This window comes from Sodalis sp. RH20 (genome assembly GCF_047324205.1).
Taxonomy (GTDB): domain Bacteria; phylum Pseudomonadota; class Gammaproteobacteria; order Enterobacterales; family Enterobacteriaceae; genus Acerihabitans.
In genome coordinates, this window is record NZ_CP178733.1 from 5,483,598 (window position 1) to 5,500,839 (window position 17,242).

A 17,242-nucleotide genomic window follows, 5' to 3' on the forward strand; every position below is an offset into this window, starting at 1 on the left:
ATGGTCATCATTTTTACGTATTGGTTAATAATTGACATTACTTTTGTAATCGTAATAAGTTCAAGGTTCAGAAACGTGGGTTCATCATGGGCGGCAGGGGCAACCAACATGAAAGCAGGCATTGTCGGACTGGGTTTTCGCATGGCGAACGTGGCCAGGGAATTTAAACAAGCCGATGCGGATTTTACCATAACCGGATACGCCGACCCGGCGCCGGCCGGGCTGGAGACGCTCACGCAATTCGGCATCGATGCCGGACGGGGATTCGGCACGCTTGGCGAACTGCTGGCCGCGGGCGGCTTTGACCTACTGATGGTGGGTTCGCCGAATTACCTGCATCTGGAGCATATCCGCGCCGGGCTGGAAGCCGGGCTTATCGTCTTTACCGAAAAACCGGTGGTGATAAACGAAGAGCAGACCATGGCGCTGGCGGAGCTGGTGCGGCAGTACGGCAGCGATCGCATCATTGTGGGCCTGGTGCTGCGTTATTCGCCGCTGTATGTGGATTTACTCCGCGCCCAGGCGCAAAACCAATTGGGCGAAATCACCTCCATCGAGGCCTGTGAGCATATTCCGCCCTGGCATGGCGCTTTTTTCATGCGCGACTGGCGGCGCTTCGAACGCTTCGCCGGGGCGTATATGCTGGAAAAATGCTGCCACGACCTGGACCTGTACCAGGGGCTGGTCGGCGCGCGCGCCACCAGCGTGGCGAGCTTTGGCGGGCGCAAATCCTTTACCGCGGCGCATGAACCGCACGGGCCGGTGACCGCTGCGTCTGACGTGTATCACCGCAAGCCCAGCGGCTGGCATAGCACCGATAACGTGTTTACCAGCGATGCGGATATTATCGACTACCAGACCGCTATCGTTGAATACGCCACCGGCGCAACGCTTTCTTTCCATGCCAATCTGAATGTGCCGGATTATTTTCGCCGTTTTTGCGTTATCGGCAGCGACGGCATGGCGGAAGGGGATTTTGTCCGCAACTATTTTCGCGTCCATGATGCCCGCAGCGGCGATAAGCTGGAGGATAAAACCTATGAAGGCTACGGCGACGCCGGTCATTACGGCGCGGATACGCAAATGGCGCAGGGCGTGGTCGACCATTTGCTGCACGGCGAACCGTTAAAGGTCTCTATTATCGATGCCATGGAGGCCGGCCTGACCGCGATTAAAATAGACGAAGCGCGTAAAAAGAAATGCCTTATCGACCTGACGGAATGCTGGCGGCGCTTTGACCGCAAGCTTGGACGCGGTGCCTGACCCCGCCGGCGCTATCCCTGGCGCGCAGCCGTTATATTCCCAGCGCGGGGGACGGCGGCGCGCCTGTGCCGTTCATTGATTTTTGTCGCCTGCCGCCCAGCCTTTTCACCATCCCGCCCTGATACCGTGCGAAACAGCCTGTGGACTGATAGAATTGATACATCATCCTGCGGCGGATAACCCTCACAATTATGGCGGCCCAATGAAATTAGTCACTCAAGTTGCAGAACAGCGTAAGTTATTGGAAAACGCGGTAGCCCAGGCATTGGAACTGGCCGGCGCCGGCTCCGACGCGGCGGAAGTAGCGGTGACCAAAACCACCGGTATCGGCGTCAGCACCCGTTATGGCGAAGTGGAAAACGTTGAATTCAACAGCGACGGCGCGTTGGGCATCACCGTTTTTTACCAGCAGCGCAAAGGCAGCGCCTCGTCGACCGATCTCAGTCCGGACGCGATTGCCCGTACCGTGGGCGCCGCGCTGGATATCGCCCGTTATACCTCACCCGACCCGTTCGCCGGCCTGGCGGATAAAGAACTGCTGGCTTTCGACGCGCCGGAACTGGACCTGTTCCATCCGGCGGAGCTGGACGCGGAGCGCGGAGCCGATCTGGCCGCCCGTGCCGAACAGGCGGCGCTCAACGCCGATAAGCGCATCACCAATACCGAAGGCGGTAGTTTCAACAGCCATTACAGTACCAAGGTCTACGGCAACAGCCATGGCATGCTGGCAAGCTACAACAGCAGCCGCCATTCCCTCTCCAGCAGCGTTATCGCCGAAAGCGGCGGTAATATGGAACGTAACTACGCCTACACCATCGGCAGGGCATTTGACGACCTGCGCACGCCGGAATGGGTTGGCGAGGAGTGCGCAAGGCGCACGCTGGCGCACCTGAACCCGCGCAAGATTGCCACCCAGCAGGCGCCGGTGCTGTTCGCCGCCGAAGCGGCAACCGGTTTGTTCGGCCATCTGGTCGGCGCTATCAGCGGCGGCAGCGTGTATCGCAAATCCACATTCCTGCTTGATTACCTGGGCAAGGCGATTTTGCCGGACTGGCTGTCCATAGAAGAGCATCCGCACTTGCTTAAGGGCTTGGCATCGTCACCCTTTGACAGCGAAGGCGTGCGTACCCAGGATCGGGCCATCATCAAAGACGGCGTACTCCAGACCTGGCTGTTAAGCAGCTACTCGGCGCGTAAGCTGGGTCTGAAAAGCACCGGCCATGCAGGCGGCATTCATAACTGGCGCATCGCGGGCCAGGGCCTTGATTTTGCGGCATTGATCAAAAAAATGGACAGGGGACTGGTAGTCACCGAACTGATGGGGCAAGGTGTGAGTGCCATCACCGGGGATTATTCACGCGGGGCTGCGGGTTTCTGGGTGGAACACGGTGAAATTCAGTATCCGGTCAGCGAGATCACTATTGCCGGCAACCTGAAGGATATGTGGCGTAATATTGTTTCGGTCGGCGACGATATCGAAACCCGCAGCAATATCCAATGCGGATCGGTGTTATTACCGCAGATGAAAATCGCAGGTATTTAACGGGAATTTATAATAATGAGATTCAAAGCAATAGCAATGTTGTCGGCAGCCCTGTTTATCGCCGCTCCCCTGGCGACGCAGGCGCGCGATCTGGGCGAGGATATGGATATCCTTAACGCCAACTATAGTAAAGTGGTCAAAAGCGATAATCTCGATACGCTTAAACCGGCACTGGCCAATATGCATGAAGCGGCGCTGGATGCCCGTAACGGCACGCCGCCCAAGCTCAAGGGGCAACCGGCGGATAGCCCGCAGATGAAGGATTTCCGCCAGGGTATGAGTACTCTGATCGGTCAAATCGAGCAGGCCCAGGCGTTGGCTGATAAAGGCGATCTTAAACAGGCCCAGGCAATGGCAAAGCAATTTCAGCAAACCCGCAACGAAAACCACGCAAAATTCCGCTAGGATGAAGGCTGCGCCAGGCAATAAACCGGTCCCGGCAGGCCGGTTTTTTTATACCCGCGCCGGCGCGGATGTTGCTGGACCGGTCGCATGAAATGCCACGGCGAAAAGCAGGGACATCAGCCACGGATCCTGATGATGGCGAATCTGCGGATGACCATTGTTCATGCCCCGATGCAGATGCGCCAGCAGTTCGCAGAAGAGGTCGGCATTGCGGAAAATCATGGCCATCCGGACCGTGGCCTTCTTGCGAAACAGCTTTCGGGCAAGTTCTCTATCGGTCATGAGCAAATAATTTTTGACCGCGGTGACCTCCGGCAGACTGATCAGGAAATTGACCTCGCCCTCCGTCATCTCGCCTGCCCATAAGCGGTTGATAATGGACTTAAAATTTTCATGTTGATACTGGGCCGCATAATTTCTCCCGGCGTGGGTGCCGTTAATAAGGTTTACCCGGTCGAGAATGGCGATATTCTGCGCTGGGGGCAGCTCGCTGCAACCGTAACGGCAAAAGCGGGCGCGATACCATTGCGATGGACGCGCGCTCTCATTATCTCCATCTCCCGCGCTGACCCATAATCGTTTAAGCGGATCGCCATGGACGGTCATGACTATGGTCTCGGATTGATGAAAGCGCGCTAACCAGATCCGACTGAATTTATCGGCAATATGCTGCTCAATAATATCGAGCATTTTTTCCAATAATTCGTTAAATCGTATGATGTTTTTTGCGCGGAATATATCCTTATCGGGATTTTTAACTCTTATCAACGTATATATAGTATCCATCAAAAACGCTTGCCGTACGCACTCCGAAGTGTTCATCATGTCCATGATGATATGACGGCATGCGCTCATGACATTTTTTAGCCGGGAAGCCAAAACTGTTGCTTCAGGGTGTGTCACTATTTCATGTGGTAACAGACCATAACAAATAATCTCCTTAACGCCGGCATCAAGGATGATGTTGTCAGCCACCATGGCGCTAAAGTATTCTTGTTCGTTAGCACCCCGGTAGCCGCTACGGTAACTTAAAGATATATTGGTGCTTTTGAATTGGTCATTTTCATGCGCCGCCAGCTGGTTGTAGAGCGCCGACAACTTCTGCTCGGGCGTTAAGTAAAGGGTGAATTTTTTTAATTTTCCATCATAGATAATCAATAGATAACAGGCGTCACGATCGCCTAAATAATAATGATTTCTTTCGGCGTCTATTTCAATTTTTATATAATGTATGCCCACTTTTAAATAGCTGTGCCCAAGCGCGTCCTGTGCCAGACCTTGGCTATTAATGGGGGTCAGTGATTTCACCTTTGCGCAGAGGTTATCAATATTTTCCATAATCAAGTCAAACAAACGCACCGAGACAAAAGCGTAATCAGCCATAATGACTTCACTTTCCCCCACCACGTTACTACGGGTGTCCGTCACGCGGCCGAATTGCCAATGCGTTATATTATTGGTGACGAACATATAGACCGGATAACCCGCCTTGCTGATATGATCAATATCGTAAACTTCGAATAATTGTAACCTATTATTAAAGCGTATTGGTAACGCCGCTTTATACATTCGGATGGCGATAATGTCGTCCCTGCGCAGACCGTCCTTGGTCATCAGGCTTAAGGTGAAATGGTTATCCGTGGTTCCATGCTGGTGGGTCTGCAATACCCGCCGGTACCCTAGCGGGTAAACGCTCAGCCTTTTCACCAGGCGTTTCTCGCCGGAGGTGGCCTCAGGCATGGTTTTCCACAGGGCGATATCCGTATGGACGATATGAAAATATTCAGCCAGTGTAAAGTTCAGGCTTAATGCCGGCTGAATTGCGCCTTTTTCATCGTATGGCATTATTTCGCTCAGGACCGACGTGAGTATGGATAACGCTCGTTTCACGGTATCGCCCTGATCGCCGGCATACTGGGCCATGCGCAGGAAGTTTTTTGCGACGCCGTCCGTTTTATTGGTCTGCGCTGCCAGGGGGACGAAGGGGACCAGGGGCATGGCAAACAGGTTTGCGCTAATATCCAGCGCCGTTGCGGCCAGGGTCCACAGGCCCTGGTGGCTCGCGTAGCCAAGTTTTGCGGCGTCGCTTAAGGAGCGCGCCTGCTGCCGGTTGCCCAGCGCCAGATGGCAAGGTTCGCTCAGCGATTCATTCAGCGTCATGATACGGTCAGGGTATGCGCCGGCATGGGCCAGCCAACGGTCGACGCCCCACGAGTAAAAACCGAATAGCGACATGCCATCCACTCTATCCTGCAACGTGAAATGGCTGGCGATGTCAATGCGCTGCGTTTCGTTCCGGCATTGTTCTATTACCCAGTTTCTCAAATCGTTGATGCCATTGAACACCCAAAAATGCCTGACGCCGCGCGGTTGGTAAAGAATGAGCATATTTTCACCGGTCATGCTGAACACCACCATATCCGTGGCCGGATAACCGTTTATATCAAATAGCTTCACCCTCACCCGCAGTTGATCATTTTTCTCCAAACCCAGCGCATGCAGGATGATAGCTACAACGCTATCAGCCAATGATGTCTGCTCGATGCTAAGATGGGTCAATATATTAATGATATTGGCGATGACATGGTAAGGTTTATTCTCACGCCAATAAACGTCCAGTGCCGTTAAATACCGGGAAGCAATATCCATATTATTCAACAGCTCGATAATTTGTGAAGGTTTGATCGCCGCCTGTGAATGATGGCGAAGCATCGGTTCCGGCCGTTCCGTAAAATATATCCCCTGATATTTATCGACGGAATTAAAATCTTGGCATTCTTTACTAAAGAAATTGTTGATAACATATTCGGTTAACGGCATCGATTGTGTGATTACCGCAATTTGGCTGCGGCCGTAAGTGGGCTCCCGGTCGGGATAAGGACGGTCAAAATACAGAACCCAACATTCTTCCGTCTTAATATCAAGTAGATACCTGGTTTTGATCTCTTGATTTAACCAAGCCGTGACTATGCGGGTGATGGTGGGAAATGCCTGCTGCAGATGGCGGTTAATCAGGATATCGCTTTTGTGCGCGGGGGTATCGCGCTCCGGCGCCAGGGCGGTAATAATCTGCTTTGCGGGTGTCGCGTCCAGTATGGGGGCCGCCGCCGTCATCGGCAGCAGAGAGAGGCGGGGCAGTGAAAATCCGGCCAGCCCGCGGCTGAACGACGGTGTTATCGTGAGCAGATGAGGTGCGCGCGTCCCCGGCAAACAGTCCGTTACCTCGCCGGTATCCCGCGCCACGCTTAATCGTGGGCACCGAACGGGGGGAATGCGCGGCCTTGGCTGCGCGTTGATCTCGACACGCGCCCGCGACGCCGCGCTACCGGTCTTGGCGCTGATGCCATAAAACTGCTCGGCCGCCCGCTCCGCGCGCAGCTGGCTGCAATGGCTTTGCCTGGCCCATTGCCGGGCCAGGTTGCGCCCCAACGCCTGTTGTGTTTTTTCCGTTGGGTTTAATAACATCCTGCCACCTTCATCCGTCGGTTGCCGTTGATGAACCCCGGACGCCACGCATAATCCCTGCCAGTACTGGCAAGCCTTATTAAACAGGCGCGCGATGGCTACCGGCAGGTTCAGACAACGCCGCTGCGGCTGTCGTTCATTCACCCCATCGCAATAGTACTTACTGGCCAGCGCCAGGGCGCCAAAAAAAAGATAGCTGTTATGAGTGAGGATATTATCCGCACCGATATCTAATGCGCCGGTCAGCGAGGGCCCGAGCTGTTCTTCAATATAATCCCTTACATAAACGGATACAGAAACTAAAAATTGTGACTGGGATAAAATAGCATTTATGCACAACGGCAACCCGGCTTCCAGGACTGTACTGATACTTTGTCTGGCTGTTATGGCATTATAGAGGCACCAGGCGGTATTGAATACCGCCTGTGGAATATCCAATCCCATATTCATGCTGAACCGACTGGCCTCATGAGAAACCGCTATTTTAAGCAGGTTCGTCAACGCTATTTTTAAATCTTCCGCTAAGGCTGTTTGGGGTTGATTGATTATGTCATCAACGGCGGCATGTTCATCATCATTATGGCCGGGCCATAAGGTGTAAGGCTCGCAATCATAAAAAACATCTTCCGAATTATTTGTATCAATATGGTTATGTTTAATAACTTCATGGTTAATGTACATTAATTTCTCTCTATATATAATCTGTTGCTCGGCGCTAAACCATCTCTTTCAGCTGAGCCATATGAGGGATGAAACATGACCTGGGGGTGGATGCCGCCATGATAAACAGGTAGGCGGCCACTATCGCCATAATGGCGGGTTAATTAGTCTTTGCGGCTGATAAGGTTTAACCGTACCGGGTTTACGCTTCCCAGCCGGTGAACTGACTGAGGCCGGGGCCGGCACATCAGGTGGCAGGGTGCGCATGGTCCATCGTCATTGTTTATCCTTATCCCGACGGCCGCCGGATTAAGGCTTTTTCCAGCGCATAAAGACAGACGGTGGGCGCCAGCCTGCGCGGTATATGGTCTGGGGTTGCCGGGCGTTATCGCCAGGGCCAAATTCACGATAGGTTATTCTTATAGGTCTATAACGACGTAATATCCGTCCTTCCATGCCCGTCGCCGGGCAATTGGACTCTGATATCCCATATATACAGTGAAATGATGCGGTTTGTAGCCATTATGCGAATGAGATCGCTTGGCCGTGATTTATTTCCACTTCAAAGTGGAAATATAACGGCTACAAACCTGCCGCCGCACCGGCTAGGGTAAATCATCATTAAAGGCGGCAAAAGCAAGACTGCTTTACCGCGCTGAATATTTTTATTATGGATGCCGTAGGAGCACAGAGTGGTCGATAAAGCCGTATCAGCGGGCGGAGAAACGGAACGTGATGCATTGGCCGCCGCATTGACCGAAAAGGTTCTGCTGGAAATCATGCAGATGCTGACGGAGCGCAATATCCGGATCAATCACGTGCAGGATCAAATGCTGCACTCCCATGTGCGCGCCATGGTGATGCGTTCTTTAACCGGCGAGCCGTTACCGGAAGTGGATAAAGAGTTATTTGACGAAATTTCCGCGGATTCGATGGCGATGGCGGAGGCGGTGGTGAATTTGCTGGATAATTTACCGATTGAAGAAGCGTATTTATTATCGGTTCATTTTGAAGTGGCCAAAGACAATAACGCTTAATAACGTGTGGGAGAACCAAATGGCACAGGTAACGGTAGTGATAGGCGATCGGCTGGGTAAGGGGCAGAAAGTGGCCAAGGGCATCGAAGCGGCGGGCGGCAAGGCAATAGTCGTGCCCGGCATGGCGGCGGATATGAAGCTGGGCGATGTGATGAACAGCGAGCAGGCCGACTTCGGCATTTCCTTTTGCGGCAGCGGCGGCGCCGGCGCCATCACCGCGCAGAATAAATACGGTTATAAAGCCAAACACGGCATGCGCTCGATTGAAGAAGGCGTAACGGCTATCCAGGAAGGCAATAAAGTATTGGGTTTTGGTTTTATGGATAAAGAAGAATTGGGGCAAAAATTAGTAGAAACCTGGCTTAAAAAATATGGCAATGCCTGATGAAAGAGCAGTCTGTTTTAACCGTACAGGTGGCGGGAAAAGGTGAAACCAAAGCGGCCGCTTTTGCCGCCGCGTTAAGTCAGGTGCAGCCAGCGGTGATGAAATCCACCGGCTGTGTTTTGCTGCGCATTGAACCGCAGGAAGTCAAAATTATCCAGGCGGAAGAGAAGCGTATTACTGAAAAATTCCTTTTTTTCTTTTTGCCGCGTGAAAAGAAAAGCTACAGCGTCATATTGGATATTACGGTCGGCATCATCATGATCGATACCGAAAAAGTCCCTTTTACCCGCAGTTAACGATGCGGATAAATCATCAAAGGATAATCCGATGTTTCTTATCATTTTAATAAAGTCACTTATTATCGGCGGGCTGGTCGGCGTCGGGGTGGGGGCCGGGGCGGCGCGCATGTTCCATGCGCCGACCGTTCAGGGCATGGGGGCCTTTCGTACCCTGGGTGAACTCAATTCCTGCGAGGGCGATCCCGCGTCGCATTTTTCCTTCGGCCTGGGTTTCTTCTTTAACGCCTGGGCATCGTCGGTGGCCGCCGGTTCGTTTACCCAGGATGTCGACCATCGCATCATTCCCCACTGGGGGGCTGCGGCGCTGATGATTAAAAACCGCCAGCTCAGTGAAACCATGCACGATCCAAAACGCATGGCGTTTGCCTGCGGCATCATCGGCATGCTGGTGGTGGCATTTCTTAACTCCACCGCTTCCGCCGTGCCCGCCGCGCTCCAGGTGACCGCCGTGAAGGTCCTGGTGCCTGCCGCCAATATCCTGGTGAATACCGTCATGCCGGTGATCTTCTGGCTGGCGGCAATCGACGCCGGCAAACGCTCCGGTTTCTGGGCCACCATTTTCGGCGGCCTGGCGCAGCTTATCATGGGCAACGCCGTGCCGGGCCTGGTGCTGGGCATCCTGATCGGCAAGGGCGTGGAAGAGGGCGGCTGGAATAAAATCACCGGCATCATGATGGCGGCGATTATCGCCCTGTTTGTCCTCAGCGGTTTCTTCCGTGGTTTTGATATGAAAATGCTGCAGTCCTTTAGCCTGGGCGTGCCCGGTTGGCTGAACGGCATCCATAACGCCTTAAGCGGTAAATAAATTTTACAGGGGTTAAGAAAATGGAAGAAACAAAACGCGGTTTTTGGTATGCCGACTGGTCGTTCCCGATTTTTGTCGGACTGCTTTCAGCCGGGATTTTTGCCGGGACCCATATGTACTATCTGTACGGCATCGGCGCCTTTAACGAGGTCGCCTTTGTCGCCATGCTGCGCACCGGTATCGATACCGGCGTTTACGGCGCGGTGGCCGCTTTCGGCGCCAGTTTCCTGTTTGCGCGCATTATCGAAGGATCCCTGGTGGGGATCCTGGATATCGGCGGCGCGCTGCAGACCGGGGTCGGCCTGGGCGTGCCGGCGCTGCTGCTGGGCGCGGGCATCAAATTTCCCCTGGAGAATTTCCTTGCCTCGCTGGCGACCGGCATGGTGCTGGGCCTGGCCATCGGCGGCCTGATTATCCTGGCGCGCAGATTCACCATTAACCAAAGCAACGCCACCTACGGGGCGGATGTCATGATGGGCGCGGGCAACGCATCGGGCCGTTTTCTCGGGCCGCTGATTATCCTGTCGGCCATTACCGCGTCGATCCCCATCGGCCTGGGATCCCTGGCCGGGGCATTGCTGTTTTATCTGTGGAATAAACCCATTACCGGCGGCGCCATCCTCGGCGCGATGCTGCTGGGCGCGTTTTTCCCGGTGGCTATTGCGTAACCTAACGCCCGCCGCCGGGACGCCATCACTGTGTTGATTATCCGGCCGCGCCACGGGGCGGCGGGCGGATAACATAAGGAGGACCCTTGGCACCCTTATATGATCTGATTATCCGGCAGGCCAGGCAGCCGGACGGCACCCTTGCCGATATCGCCGTGCTGGACGGGCGCATCGCCGCCGTAGGCGCCGTGCCGACTTCCGCCCGGCGCGAGATTAACCTGGGCGGGCGCTATTATGCCAGCGCCGGCTGGATTGATTCCCATGTCCATTGCTATCCCGCCTCGCCGATATACCATGACGAGCCGGATAAGGTGGGTATCGCCTGCGGCGTGACCACGGTGGTCGACGCCGGCAGCACCGGCGCCGACGCGGTGGACGATTTTTATCAATTGACCCGGGCGGCCAAAACCCGGGTGTATGCCCTGCTGAATATCGCGCGCACCGGCATCGTCACCCAGGATGAACTGGCGGATATGACGCGCATCGACAAAGCGCTGGCCGGTGAGGCGATTGCCCGTCATCGCGGTTTTATTATCGGTATCAAGGCCAGGATCAGCAGCAGCGTGGTGGGCGCCAACGGCGTCAAGCCCCTGCAGCGCGCCAAGGAAATCCAGCGGGAAAACGGCAACCTGCCGTTAATGGTGCATATCGGCAATAATCCGCCGGATCTCGGGCGCATCGTCGATCTGCTCGGCGCCGGGGATATTGTCACCCATTGTTATAACGGCAAGCCCAACCGCATCCTGACGCCCGCGGGCGAACTGCGCGCCTCGGTGCGCAAGGCGCTGCAACGCGGCGTGCGCCTGGATGTCGGCCATGGCACCGCCAGCTTCAGCTTCGAGGTGGCCCGCCTGGCGATAGCCCAGGGTATCTATCCCTATACCATCAGCTCCGATATCTACTGCCGCAACCGTATTGACGGGCCTGTACATAGCCTGGCGGCGGTGATGGCTAAATTTTTCACCCTCGGCATGACGCTCGCCCAGGTGATTGACTGTGTAACCCTGCATGCGGCCGATGCGCTGCGCCTGACCAAAAAAGGACGGCTTGTACCCGGCTGCGATGCGGATATAACCCTGTTTGACGTTCGCACCGCCCCCTGCGTGTTCACCGACGCCGAGGGACACTCCGTCACCGGGGAGCAGCAGTTGATCCCGCTGGCGGCGGTGGTGGCGGGCGTTTGTTTGTTAACGGACGAAGGAAAAACCTCCCATGTCTTCGATTTATGAAAAATATCAGCTGAAAGAAGTGATCAACGCCTCTGGCCGCATGACCCTGCTGGGCGTGTCCACACCCCGGCAGGATGTGGTCGACGCGGTCAATCTGGGCCTGAACCATTATTTTGAAATGAAGGATCTGGTGGATAAGACCGGCGCCTACCTGGCCGGTTTGCTGGGCGTTGAGAGCGCGGTTATCGTCTCCTGCGCCTCGGCGGGCATCGCCCAGTCGGTGGCGGCGTTTATCGTTAAGGACGACCTGAACCTGCTGGTGAACCTGCATGCCGCACCGCTGGCCGTGCCTCATGAAATAGTGCTGCCCAAGGGGCATAACGTGAATTTTGGCGCGCCGGTGGGCACCATGGTGGCGCTGGGCGGCGGTAAGGTGGTGGAGGCCGGTTATGCCAACGAGTGCTCCCCGGAGCAACTGGCGGCGGCCATCGGTCCGCAAACGGCGGCGGTGTTGTATATTAAATCGCACCATTGTGTGCAAAAGAGCATATTGTCCGTGGCGCAGGCCGCGGAAATCGCCCATAGCCGCCATCTGCCGCTGATTGTCGACGCCGCCGCCGAGGAAGATCTGGCGGTATATTACCGCCAGGGCGCCGACCTGGTGATCTACAGCGGCGCCAAGGCGCTCGAGGGACCGACCAGCGGGCTGGTTATCGGGAAAACGCAGGCGGTGGAGTGGGTCAAGCGGCAGGGCGGCGGTATCGGCCGGGCAATGAAAATCGGCAAGGAAGGCATACTGGGCCTGACCCAGGCCATCGAAAGTTATCTGGCGCGTGAAAAAGAGTCGGGCGGCGAGATGGTGGCCAAAATGACGCCGTTTATCGATCGGCTGAATACCCTGGCCGGCATCAGCGCGCGGGTGGTGTGGGATGGGGCGGGGCGCGACATCGCCCGCGCCGAAATCCATTTTGACGAGACGGTATTGGGCATCGCCACGGCGGATATCGTCTCGGCGTTGAAAATGGGCAATCCGGCGATTTATTTTCGCGGGTATAAGGCTAACGCGGGCATTATCGAGGTGGATGTGCGCAGCGTGACCCCGGCCCAGCTTGATATCATTTGTTCACGCATCAGTGAAATAGGAAAAGGATCCCGTTCATGAAATTAACCCCCAATTATTACCGCGACCGGGTTTGCCTGAACGTTCTGGCCGGCTCCAAAGAAAACGCGCGCGCCATCTACGAGGCGGCGGAAGGCCATGTGCTGGTTGGCGTCCTCTCGAAAAACTATCCCGACGTGCCGTCGGCCGTCGAGGATATGCGCGCCTACGCCGCCCTGATTGACAACGCGCTGTCGGTTGGCCTGGGAGCGGGCGATCCGAACCAGTCGGCGATGGTCGCCGCCATTGCCGGCGTCCTGCAGCCGCAGCACGTCAACCAGGTGTTTACCGGCGTCGGCGCCAGCCGCGCGCTGCTCGGCCAGACCGATACCCTGGTCAATGGCCTGGTGTCGCCCACCGGCCGGCCGGGGCTGGTGAAAATCTCCACCGGTCCGCTCAGCGCCAGGTCGCCCGACGGCATCGTGCCCATTGAAACGGCCATCGCCCTGCTAAAGGACATGGGCGGCAGCTCCATTAAGTTTTTCCCCATGGGCGGGCTGGATCACCTGGATGAATACCGGGCGGTTGCGCTGGCCTGCGCGCGTCATGATTTTTATCTGGAACCGACCGGCGGCATCGATCTGGACAACTTCGCCCCGATCCTGCAGATCGCGCTGGACGCCGGGGTCAAACGCATCATTCCGCATATCTACAGCTCGATTATCGACAAAGAGACCGGCAATACCCGCCCCCAGGACGTGGCGACATTGCTGGCGCTGGTAAAAAAGCAGGTTGCATAAGCCATGGTGAGATTTCCTAACCAGCGACTGGCCAATATGTTCGACGCATTACAGGCGGAATCGCTGCCGCAGGAAGAGCTGGCCAGACGTTTTTCGGTATCGACCCGCACCGTGCGGGCCGATATCCAGGCACTGAACGCCATCCTGTCCGGCCATGGCGCGCAGTTTGTTCTCAACCGCGGCAGCGGCTATCAGTTGAAAATCGACGACGAGCCGCTTTTTGCCTCGCTCTCCCGGCAGACGCCGCGCCAAAATCGCACGCCTCATTCCAGCGCCGAGCGTATCCCGGCGCTGATGGTACGCTTTTTAAGCTCGGCCTATGCCTTTAAGATGGAGGATGTGGCCGACGAATGGTATGTCAGCCGCGGCACGCTGCAAAGCGATATGGGCGAAGTGCGCGAACGGCTGTCGCGCTACGATCTGACCATCGAGACCAAACCCCGCCACGGCATGAAGCTGTTCGGCAAGGAAGCGTCCATCCGGGTGTGCCTGACCGATCTGATGTATTCCCTGTCGCTGGACGAGCATGACAGCTATCTGCTGGCCAGCGGCGAGCTGCCGTTCGATATTCTGCCGCGGCTGAAGCCGGCCTGGCACCAAAGCCTGGTGGCCAGCGGCATCAAGCTTACCGATGAGGGCGAACAATATCTGGCCCTGTACAGCGCGGTGGCGGTCAAACGCATCCGGCAAGGCTACCCCCTGCCGGATTTCCCGATGGAGGAGGTGGACGAGGGGATTAAAACGGCGTCCGCGCAGCTGGTGCGCCTGATCGAACCGTTAACCGGCAAGGGCTTTTCGGCGGCGGAGGAAAATTACCTGCGCATCCATATTGCCGCGCGGCGGATACAGGACATCAATCCCTCGTCCATTAACGCCGACGACGACGAAACGCTGGTGGACTATATCCTCAGCTATATCAACAGCCACTATAACTATAACCTGCAAAACGACAGCCAGCTGCGCGCCGACCTGCTGACCCATATCAAGACCATGATCACCCGGGTGCGCTATCAAATCACCATTCCCAATCCGCTGCTGGCCAACATCAAGCAGCACTATCCCATGGCCTATGACGTGACGCTGGCGGCGGTAACCAGCTGGGGCAAATATACCCCGTATGTCATCAGTGAAAACGAGATAGGCTATCTGGTCCTGCATATCGGCGTCGGCCTGGAACGGCACTACAATATCGGCTACCAGCGCCATCCGCAGGCGCTGCTGGTCTGCGACAGCGGCAACTCGACGGTGCGCATGATCCAGGCGATGCTCAAGCGCAAATATCCGCAGATTGCCGTGACGCAGGTGATTTCATTACGGGAATATGACAAGCTGCCGGCGCTGGAGGAGGATTTTGTCATTTCCACCGTCAGGATCGGTGAAAAAAACAAACCGGTGATGGTGCTGGCGCCGTTCCCCAGCGACTATCAGCTCGAACAGCTGGGCAAACTGGTGCTGGTGGATCGCACCCGCCCTTATATGCTGGAAAAGTTCTTTTCTGAACAGCATTTTATGATTGTCGACCGGCCGCTGACCCAGCAGGCGCTGTTTAAGCAGGTATGCGGCCAGCTGAAGCGGGAAGGGGTTGTGGATAAGGATTTTTATCCCTCGGTGGTGGAGCGCGAGGCTATCGTCAGTACCCTGTTGGGCGACGGCATTGCGCTGCCGCATTCCCTGGGGCTGCTGGCCAGGCAGACGGTGATTTACACCATTCTGGCGCCGCAGGGCATAGCCTGGGGCGATAATGAAACCGCCTACGTGATTTTCCTGCTGGCGATCAATAAGACCGATTATGAAGAGGCGATGGCGATCTATGAGCTGTTCGTGACCTTCGTGCGCGAGCGCTCCATGCCCAGGCTGCGCGACAGTCGCGATTTCGCCGGCTTCAAGGCGGTGGCCATCGATAGCCTGAGCCGCGCGTGATCAGTCTTCGTCGAAACCGGCGTTAAACAGCTCGATCACCGCCGCCAGCGCTTGTATCTCATCCGGGCCGGTGGCCTCCACCTCGATCACCCGGCCTTTGGCCGAGTCCAGCATCAGCAGGGCGATAACGCTGCTGGCTTCCGCTTCGGTGCCGCTATCGTTGCGCAGCAACACCTCCGCGTCAAAGCTTTGCACCAGATCGAATAGCTTCATTGCCGGCCGGGCGTGCATGCCCAGGCGGTTCTTGATTTCCACCGTTTGTTTAACCGTCATGGTTTGCGCTTTTCCAGGGTGCGGTGCCGGGACTGGACGTTTTTACCGCGTGAACGGAAATAGTCCGCCAGCTGCTCGGCCACGTAGACCGAGCGGTGTTTGCCGCCGGTGCAGCCAATGGCCACGGTCAGGTAGCTGCGGTTATTGGTTTCCAGCATCGGCAACCATAACTCCAGGTAACTGCGGGTTTGATAGATAAAATTATGCACTTCGGTATGGCGGTCGAGAAAGGCCGCCACCGGCTTATCCAGCCCGGTCATCGGCCGCAGTTTGGGATCCCAGTGCGGGTTGGGCAGGAAACGCACGTCGAAAACATAATCGGCGTCGATGGGCAGGCCGTGCTTATAGCCGAAAGACTCGAACACGATGGTCAGCTCGCGCTCGCGTTTGCCCAGCAGCCGGGCGCGCAGCATTTCCGCCAGCTCATGCACCGACATTTCCGTGGTATCGATAATCAGATCCGCGCGGGAGCGCAGCGGTTCCAGCAGTTCATTCTCTTCATCAATGGCGCTTTCCAGCGACAGATTCTTGCTGGATAACGGATGCAGGCGCCGGGTATCGCTATACCGCCTGATTAGGGTGCTGCGATCGGCGTCGAGGAACAACAGCTGCGGCGAAAAGCTTTGCGGCAGGTTGTCCATGGCGTGCTCGAAAATCTCCGGCGTCTCGGGCATATTGCGCACATCAATGCTCACCGCGGCGGAGATATTCCGGTCGGCCAGCGTATTGGCCAATTGCGGCAGCAGCACCACCGGCAGGTTATCGACGCAATAAAACCCCATATCTTCCAGCGCGCGCAGCGCGACTGATTTCCCTGAACCGGATCGACCGCTGACAATCATCAGCACCATGACGACTCCCCTCTGGTATTTTTATTGACCCATTGGCCACGCTTGCCGTAATCGCGCCAATGACTCCCCGCTGGTCGGTACAGCGCCGGGCAGGCAATCCGACCCGGCGCGTTAAGACCCGGCTTCCGTTTCCGTCATTATGGCATACAGCTCTTCATCGCTTTGCGCGGCGCGCAGGCGACGGCAGACCGTTTTATCGGCCAGGCGCTTGGCCACCAGGGCCAGGGTGTGCAAATGGGTTTTACACTGCTCGGCCGGCACCAATAGCGCAAACAGCAAATCCACCGGTTGGTTATCTATCGCATCAAAGGCAATGGGCTGCTCCAGGCGGATAAACACACCGACCGCGCGCAGGGTGTCTTCTTCCAGCTTGCCGTGCGGGATGGCGATACCGTTGCCGATACCGGTACTGCCCATGCGTTCACGGGTCAATACGGCCTCGAACACCACCTGCGGCGCCAGGTTGAGCTGCTTGGCCGCCAGCTCGCTGATAATTTCCAGCGCGCGCTTTTTGCTCTGGCAGTGGATGGAGCCGCGGGTGCACTCAAGGCTTAACACCGTGTTTATTTGCAAAGCTGTATCGTTAGTCATTTCATTTCA

At 56.2% G+C, this 17,242-nt stretch carries 16 protein-coding genes; 12 read left to right on the forward strand and 4 right to left on the reverse strand.

From position 1 onward, the window contains the following. The first annotated feature begins 108 nt into the window (after nt 1-108). From ACL2XM_RS25045 to cybC, 3 genes are all read left to right on the forward strand, one after another. On the forward strand, nt 109-1,263 hold the full coding sequence (locus tag ACL2XM_RS25045; protein WP_410013339.1) for a Gfo/Idh/MocA family protein: 1,155 nt from the start codon (nt 109-111) through the stop codon (nt 1,261-1,263). A 202-nt stretch (nt 1,264-1,465) separates the two neighbouring features. Continuing rightward, entirely contained in the window at nt 1,466-2,806 is a 1,341-nt protein-coding gene (gene pmbA / locus ACL2XM_RS25050; RefSeq protein ID WP_410013340.1) for a metalloprotease PmbA, read from the forward strand. A 36-nt stretch (nt 2,807-2,842) separates the two neighbouring features. Beyond that, complete coding sequence (gene cybC, locus ACL2XM_RS25055; protein ID WP_410013341.1) at nt 2,843-3,211, forward strand: cytochrome b562; 369 nt, start codon at nt 2,843-2,845, stop codon at nt 3,209-3,211. Between the two features lie 48 nt (nt 3,212-3,259). On the opposite strand, the gene ACL2XM_RS25060 is transcribed toward cybC, so the two are convergent. Continuing rightward, nucleotides 3,260-6,454, reverse strand: coding sequence for a dermonecrotic toxin domain-containing protein (locus ACL2XM_RS25060; protein ID WP_413731872.1), 3,195 nt, complete (start codon nt 6,452-6,454; stop codon nt 3,260-3,262). Nucleotides 6,455-8,028: 1,574 nt separating this feature from the next. On the opposite strand from ACL2XM_RS25060, the gene ACL2XM_RS25065 reads away from it, so the two are divergent. The 9 genes from ACL2XM_RS25065 to ACL2XM_RS25105 all read left to right on the forward strand — a co-directional run bounded on the left by ACL2XM_RS25065 (nt 8,029) and on the right by ACL2XM_RS25105 (nt 15,518). Continuing rightward, on the forward strand, nt 8,029-8,373 hold the full coding sequence (locus ACL2XM_RS25065) for a glycine dehydrogenase (protein ID WP_410013343.1): 345 nt from the start codon (nt 8,029-8,031) through the stop codon (nt 8,371-8,373). Between the two features lie 19 nt (nt 8,374-8,392). Further along, nucleotides 8,393-8,758, forward strand: a complete 366-nt coding sequence (locus tag ACL2XM_RS25070) for a glycine-rich SFCGS family protein (protein ID WP_410013344.1) — start codon at nt 8,393-8,395, stop codon at nt 8,756-8,758. Further along, on the forward strand, nt 8,758-9,054 hold the full coding sequence (locus ACL2XM_RS25075) for a DUF4312 family protein (RefSeq protein WP_410013345.1): 297 nt from the start codon (nt 8,758-8,760) through the stop codon (nt 9,052-9,054). The genes ACL2XM_RS25070 and ACL2XM_RS25075 overlap by 1 nt, the downstream gene beginning before the upstream one ends. Before the next feature lie 31 nt (nt 9,055-9,085). Further along, nucleotides 9,086-9,862 (forward strand): DUF4311 domain-containing protein, encoded by a 777-nt coding sequence (locus ACL2XM_RS25080; RefSeq protein ID WP_410013346.1) that lies wholly within the window; start codon nt 9,086-9,088, stop codon nt 9,860-9,862. Nucleotides 9,863-9,882: 20 nt separating this feature from the next. Next, nucleotides 9,883-10,530, forward strand: a complete 648-nt coding sequence (locus tag ACL2XM_RS25085) for a DUF4310 family protein (protein WP_410013347.1) — start codon at nt 9,883-9,885, stop codon at nt 10,528-10,530. A gap of 86 nt (nt 10,531-10,616) precedes the next feature. Next, nucleotides 10,617-11,759 (forward strand): amidohydrolase/deacetylase family metallohydrolase, encoded by a 1,143-nt coding sequence (locus ACL2XM_RS25090; protein WP_410013348.1) that lies wholly within the window; start codon nt 10,617-10,619, stop codon nt 11,757-11,759. Continuing rightward, a complete protein-coding gene (locus ACL2XM_RS25095) occupies nt 11,743-12,861 on the forward strand; it encodes a DgaE family pyridoxal phosphate-dependent ammonia lyase (RefSeq protein ID WP_413729361.1) in 1,119 nt (372 codons plus the stop codon). The genes ACL2XM_RS25090 and ACL2XM_RS25095 overlap by 17 nt, the downstream gene beginning before the upstream one ends. Then, complete coding sequence (gene dagF / locus ACL2XM_RS25100; RefSeq protein WP_413727617.1) at nt 12,858-13,598, forward strand: 2-dehydro-3-deoxy-phosphogluconate aldolase; 741 nt, start codon at nt 12,858-12,860, stop codon at nt 13,596-13,598. The genes ACL2XM_RS25095 and dagF overlap by 4 nt, the downstream gene beginning before the upstream one ends. A 6-nt stretch (nt 13,599-13,604) precedes the next feature. Next, nucleotides 13,605-15,518 carry a BglG family transcription antiterminator gene (locus ACL2XM_RS25105; RefSeq protein ID WP_413733268.1) on the forward strand — a complete coding sequence of 638 codons (1,914 nt, stop codon included), beginning with the start codon at nt 13,605-13,607 and terminating at the stop codon, nt 15,516-15,518. Here the strand turns inward: ACL2XM_RS25105 and npr are convergent, their stop codons facing one another. The 3 genes from npr to ptsN form a co-directional block, all read right to left on the reverse strand. Further along, nucleotides 15,519-15,791, reverse strand: coding sequence for a PTS phosphocarrier protein NPr (npr, locus tag ACL2XM_RS25110; RefSeq protein WP_410013351.1), 273 nt, complete (start codon nt 15,789-15,791; stop codon nt 15,519-15,521). Continuing rightward, complete coding sequence (gene rapZ / locus ACL2XM_RS25115; RefSeq protein ID WP_410013352.1) at nt 15,788-16,642, reverse strand: RNase adapter RapZ; 855 nt, start codon at nt 16,640-16,642, stop codon at nt 15,788-15,790. Before rapZ ends, npr begins: the two co-directional genes overlap by 4 nt. 111 nt (nt 16,643-16,753) lie before the next feature. Then, nucleotides 16,754-17,233 carry a PTS IIA-like nitrogen regulatory protein PtsN gene (gene ptsN / locus ACL2XM_RS25120; RefSeq protein ID WP_410013353.1) on the reverse strand — a complete coding sequence of 160 codons (480 nt, stop codon included), beginning with the start codon at nt 17,231-17,233 and terminating at the stop codon, nt 16,754-16,756. Nucleotides 17,234-17,242 lie beyond the last annotated feature (9 nt).

Excerpts from the sequence above, each read along its gene's own strand:
- ACL2XM_RS25045 (WP_410013339.1), top strand. The coding sequence starts at position 109 with ATGAAAGCAGGCATTGTCGGACTGGGTTTTCGCATGGCGAACGTGGCC.
- pmbA (WP_410013340.1), top strand. The coding sequence starts at position 1,466 with ATGAAATTAGTCACTCAAGTTGCAGAACAGCGTAAGTTATTGGAAAAC.
- cybC (WP_410013341.1), top strand. The coding sequence starts at position 2,843 with ATGTTGTCGGCAGCCCTGTTTATCGCCGCTCCCCTGGCGACGCAGGCG.
- ACL2XM_RS25070 (WP_410013344.1), top strand. The coding sequence starts at position 8,393 with ATGGCACAGGTAACGGTAGTGATAGGCGATCGGCTGGGTAAGGGGCAG.
- ACL2XM_RS25075 (WP_410013345.1), top strand. The coding sequence starts at position 8,758 with ATGAAAGAGCAGTCTGTTTTAACCGTACAGGTGGCGGGAAAAGGTGAA.
- ACL2XM_RS25080 (WP_410013346.1), top strand. The coding sequence starts at position 9,086 with ATGTTTCTTATCATTTTAATAAAGTCACTTATTATCGGCGGGCTGGTC.
- ACL2XM_RS25085 (WP_410013347.1), top strand. The coding sequence starts at position 9,883 with ATGGAAGAAACAAAACGCGGTTTTTGGTATGCCGACTGGTCGTTCCCG.
- ACL2XM_RS25095 (WP_413729361.1), top strand. The coding sequence starts at position 11,743 with ATGTCTTCGATTTATGAAAAATATCAGCTGAAAGAAGTGATCAACGCC.
- dagF (WP_413727617.1), top strand. The coding sequence starts at position 12,858 with ATGAAATTAACCCCCAATTATTACCGCGACCGGGTTTGCCTGAACGTT.
- npr (WP_410013351.1), bottom strand. The coding sequence starts at position 15,791 with ATGACGGTTAAACAAACGGTGGAAATCAAGAACCGCCTGGGCATGCAC.
- rapZ (WP_410013352.1), bottom strand. The coding sequence starts at position 16,642 with ATGGTGCTGATGATTGTCAGCGGTCGATCCGGTTCAGGGAAATCAGTC.
- ptsN (WP_410013353.1), bottom strand. The coding sequence starts at position 17,233 with ATGACTAACGATACAGCTTTGCAAATAAACACGGTGTTAAGCCTTGAG.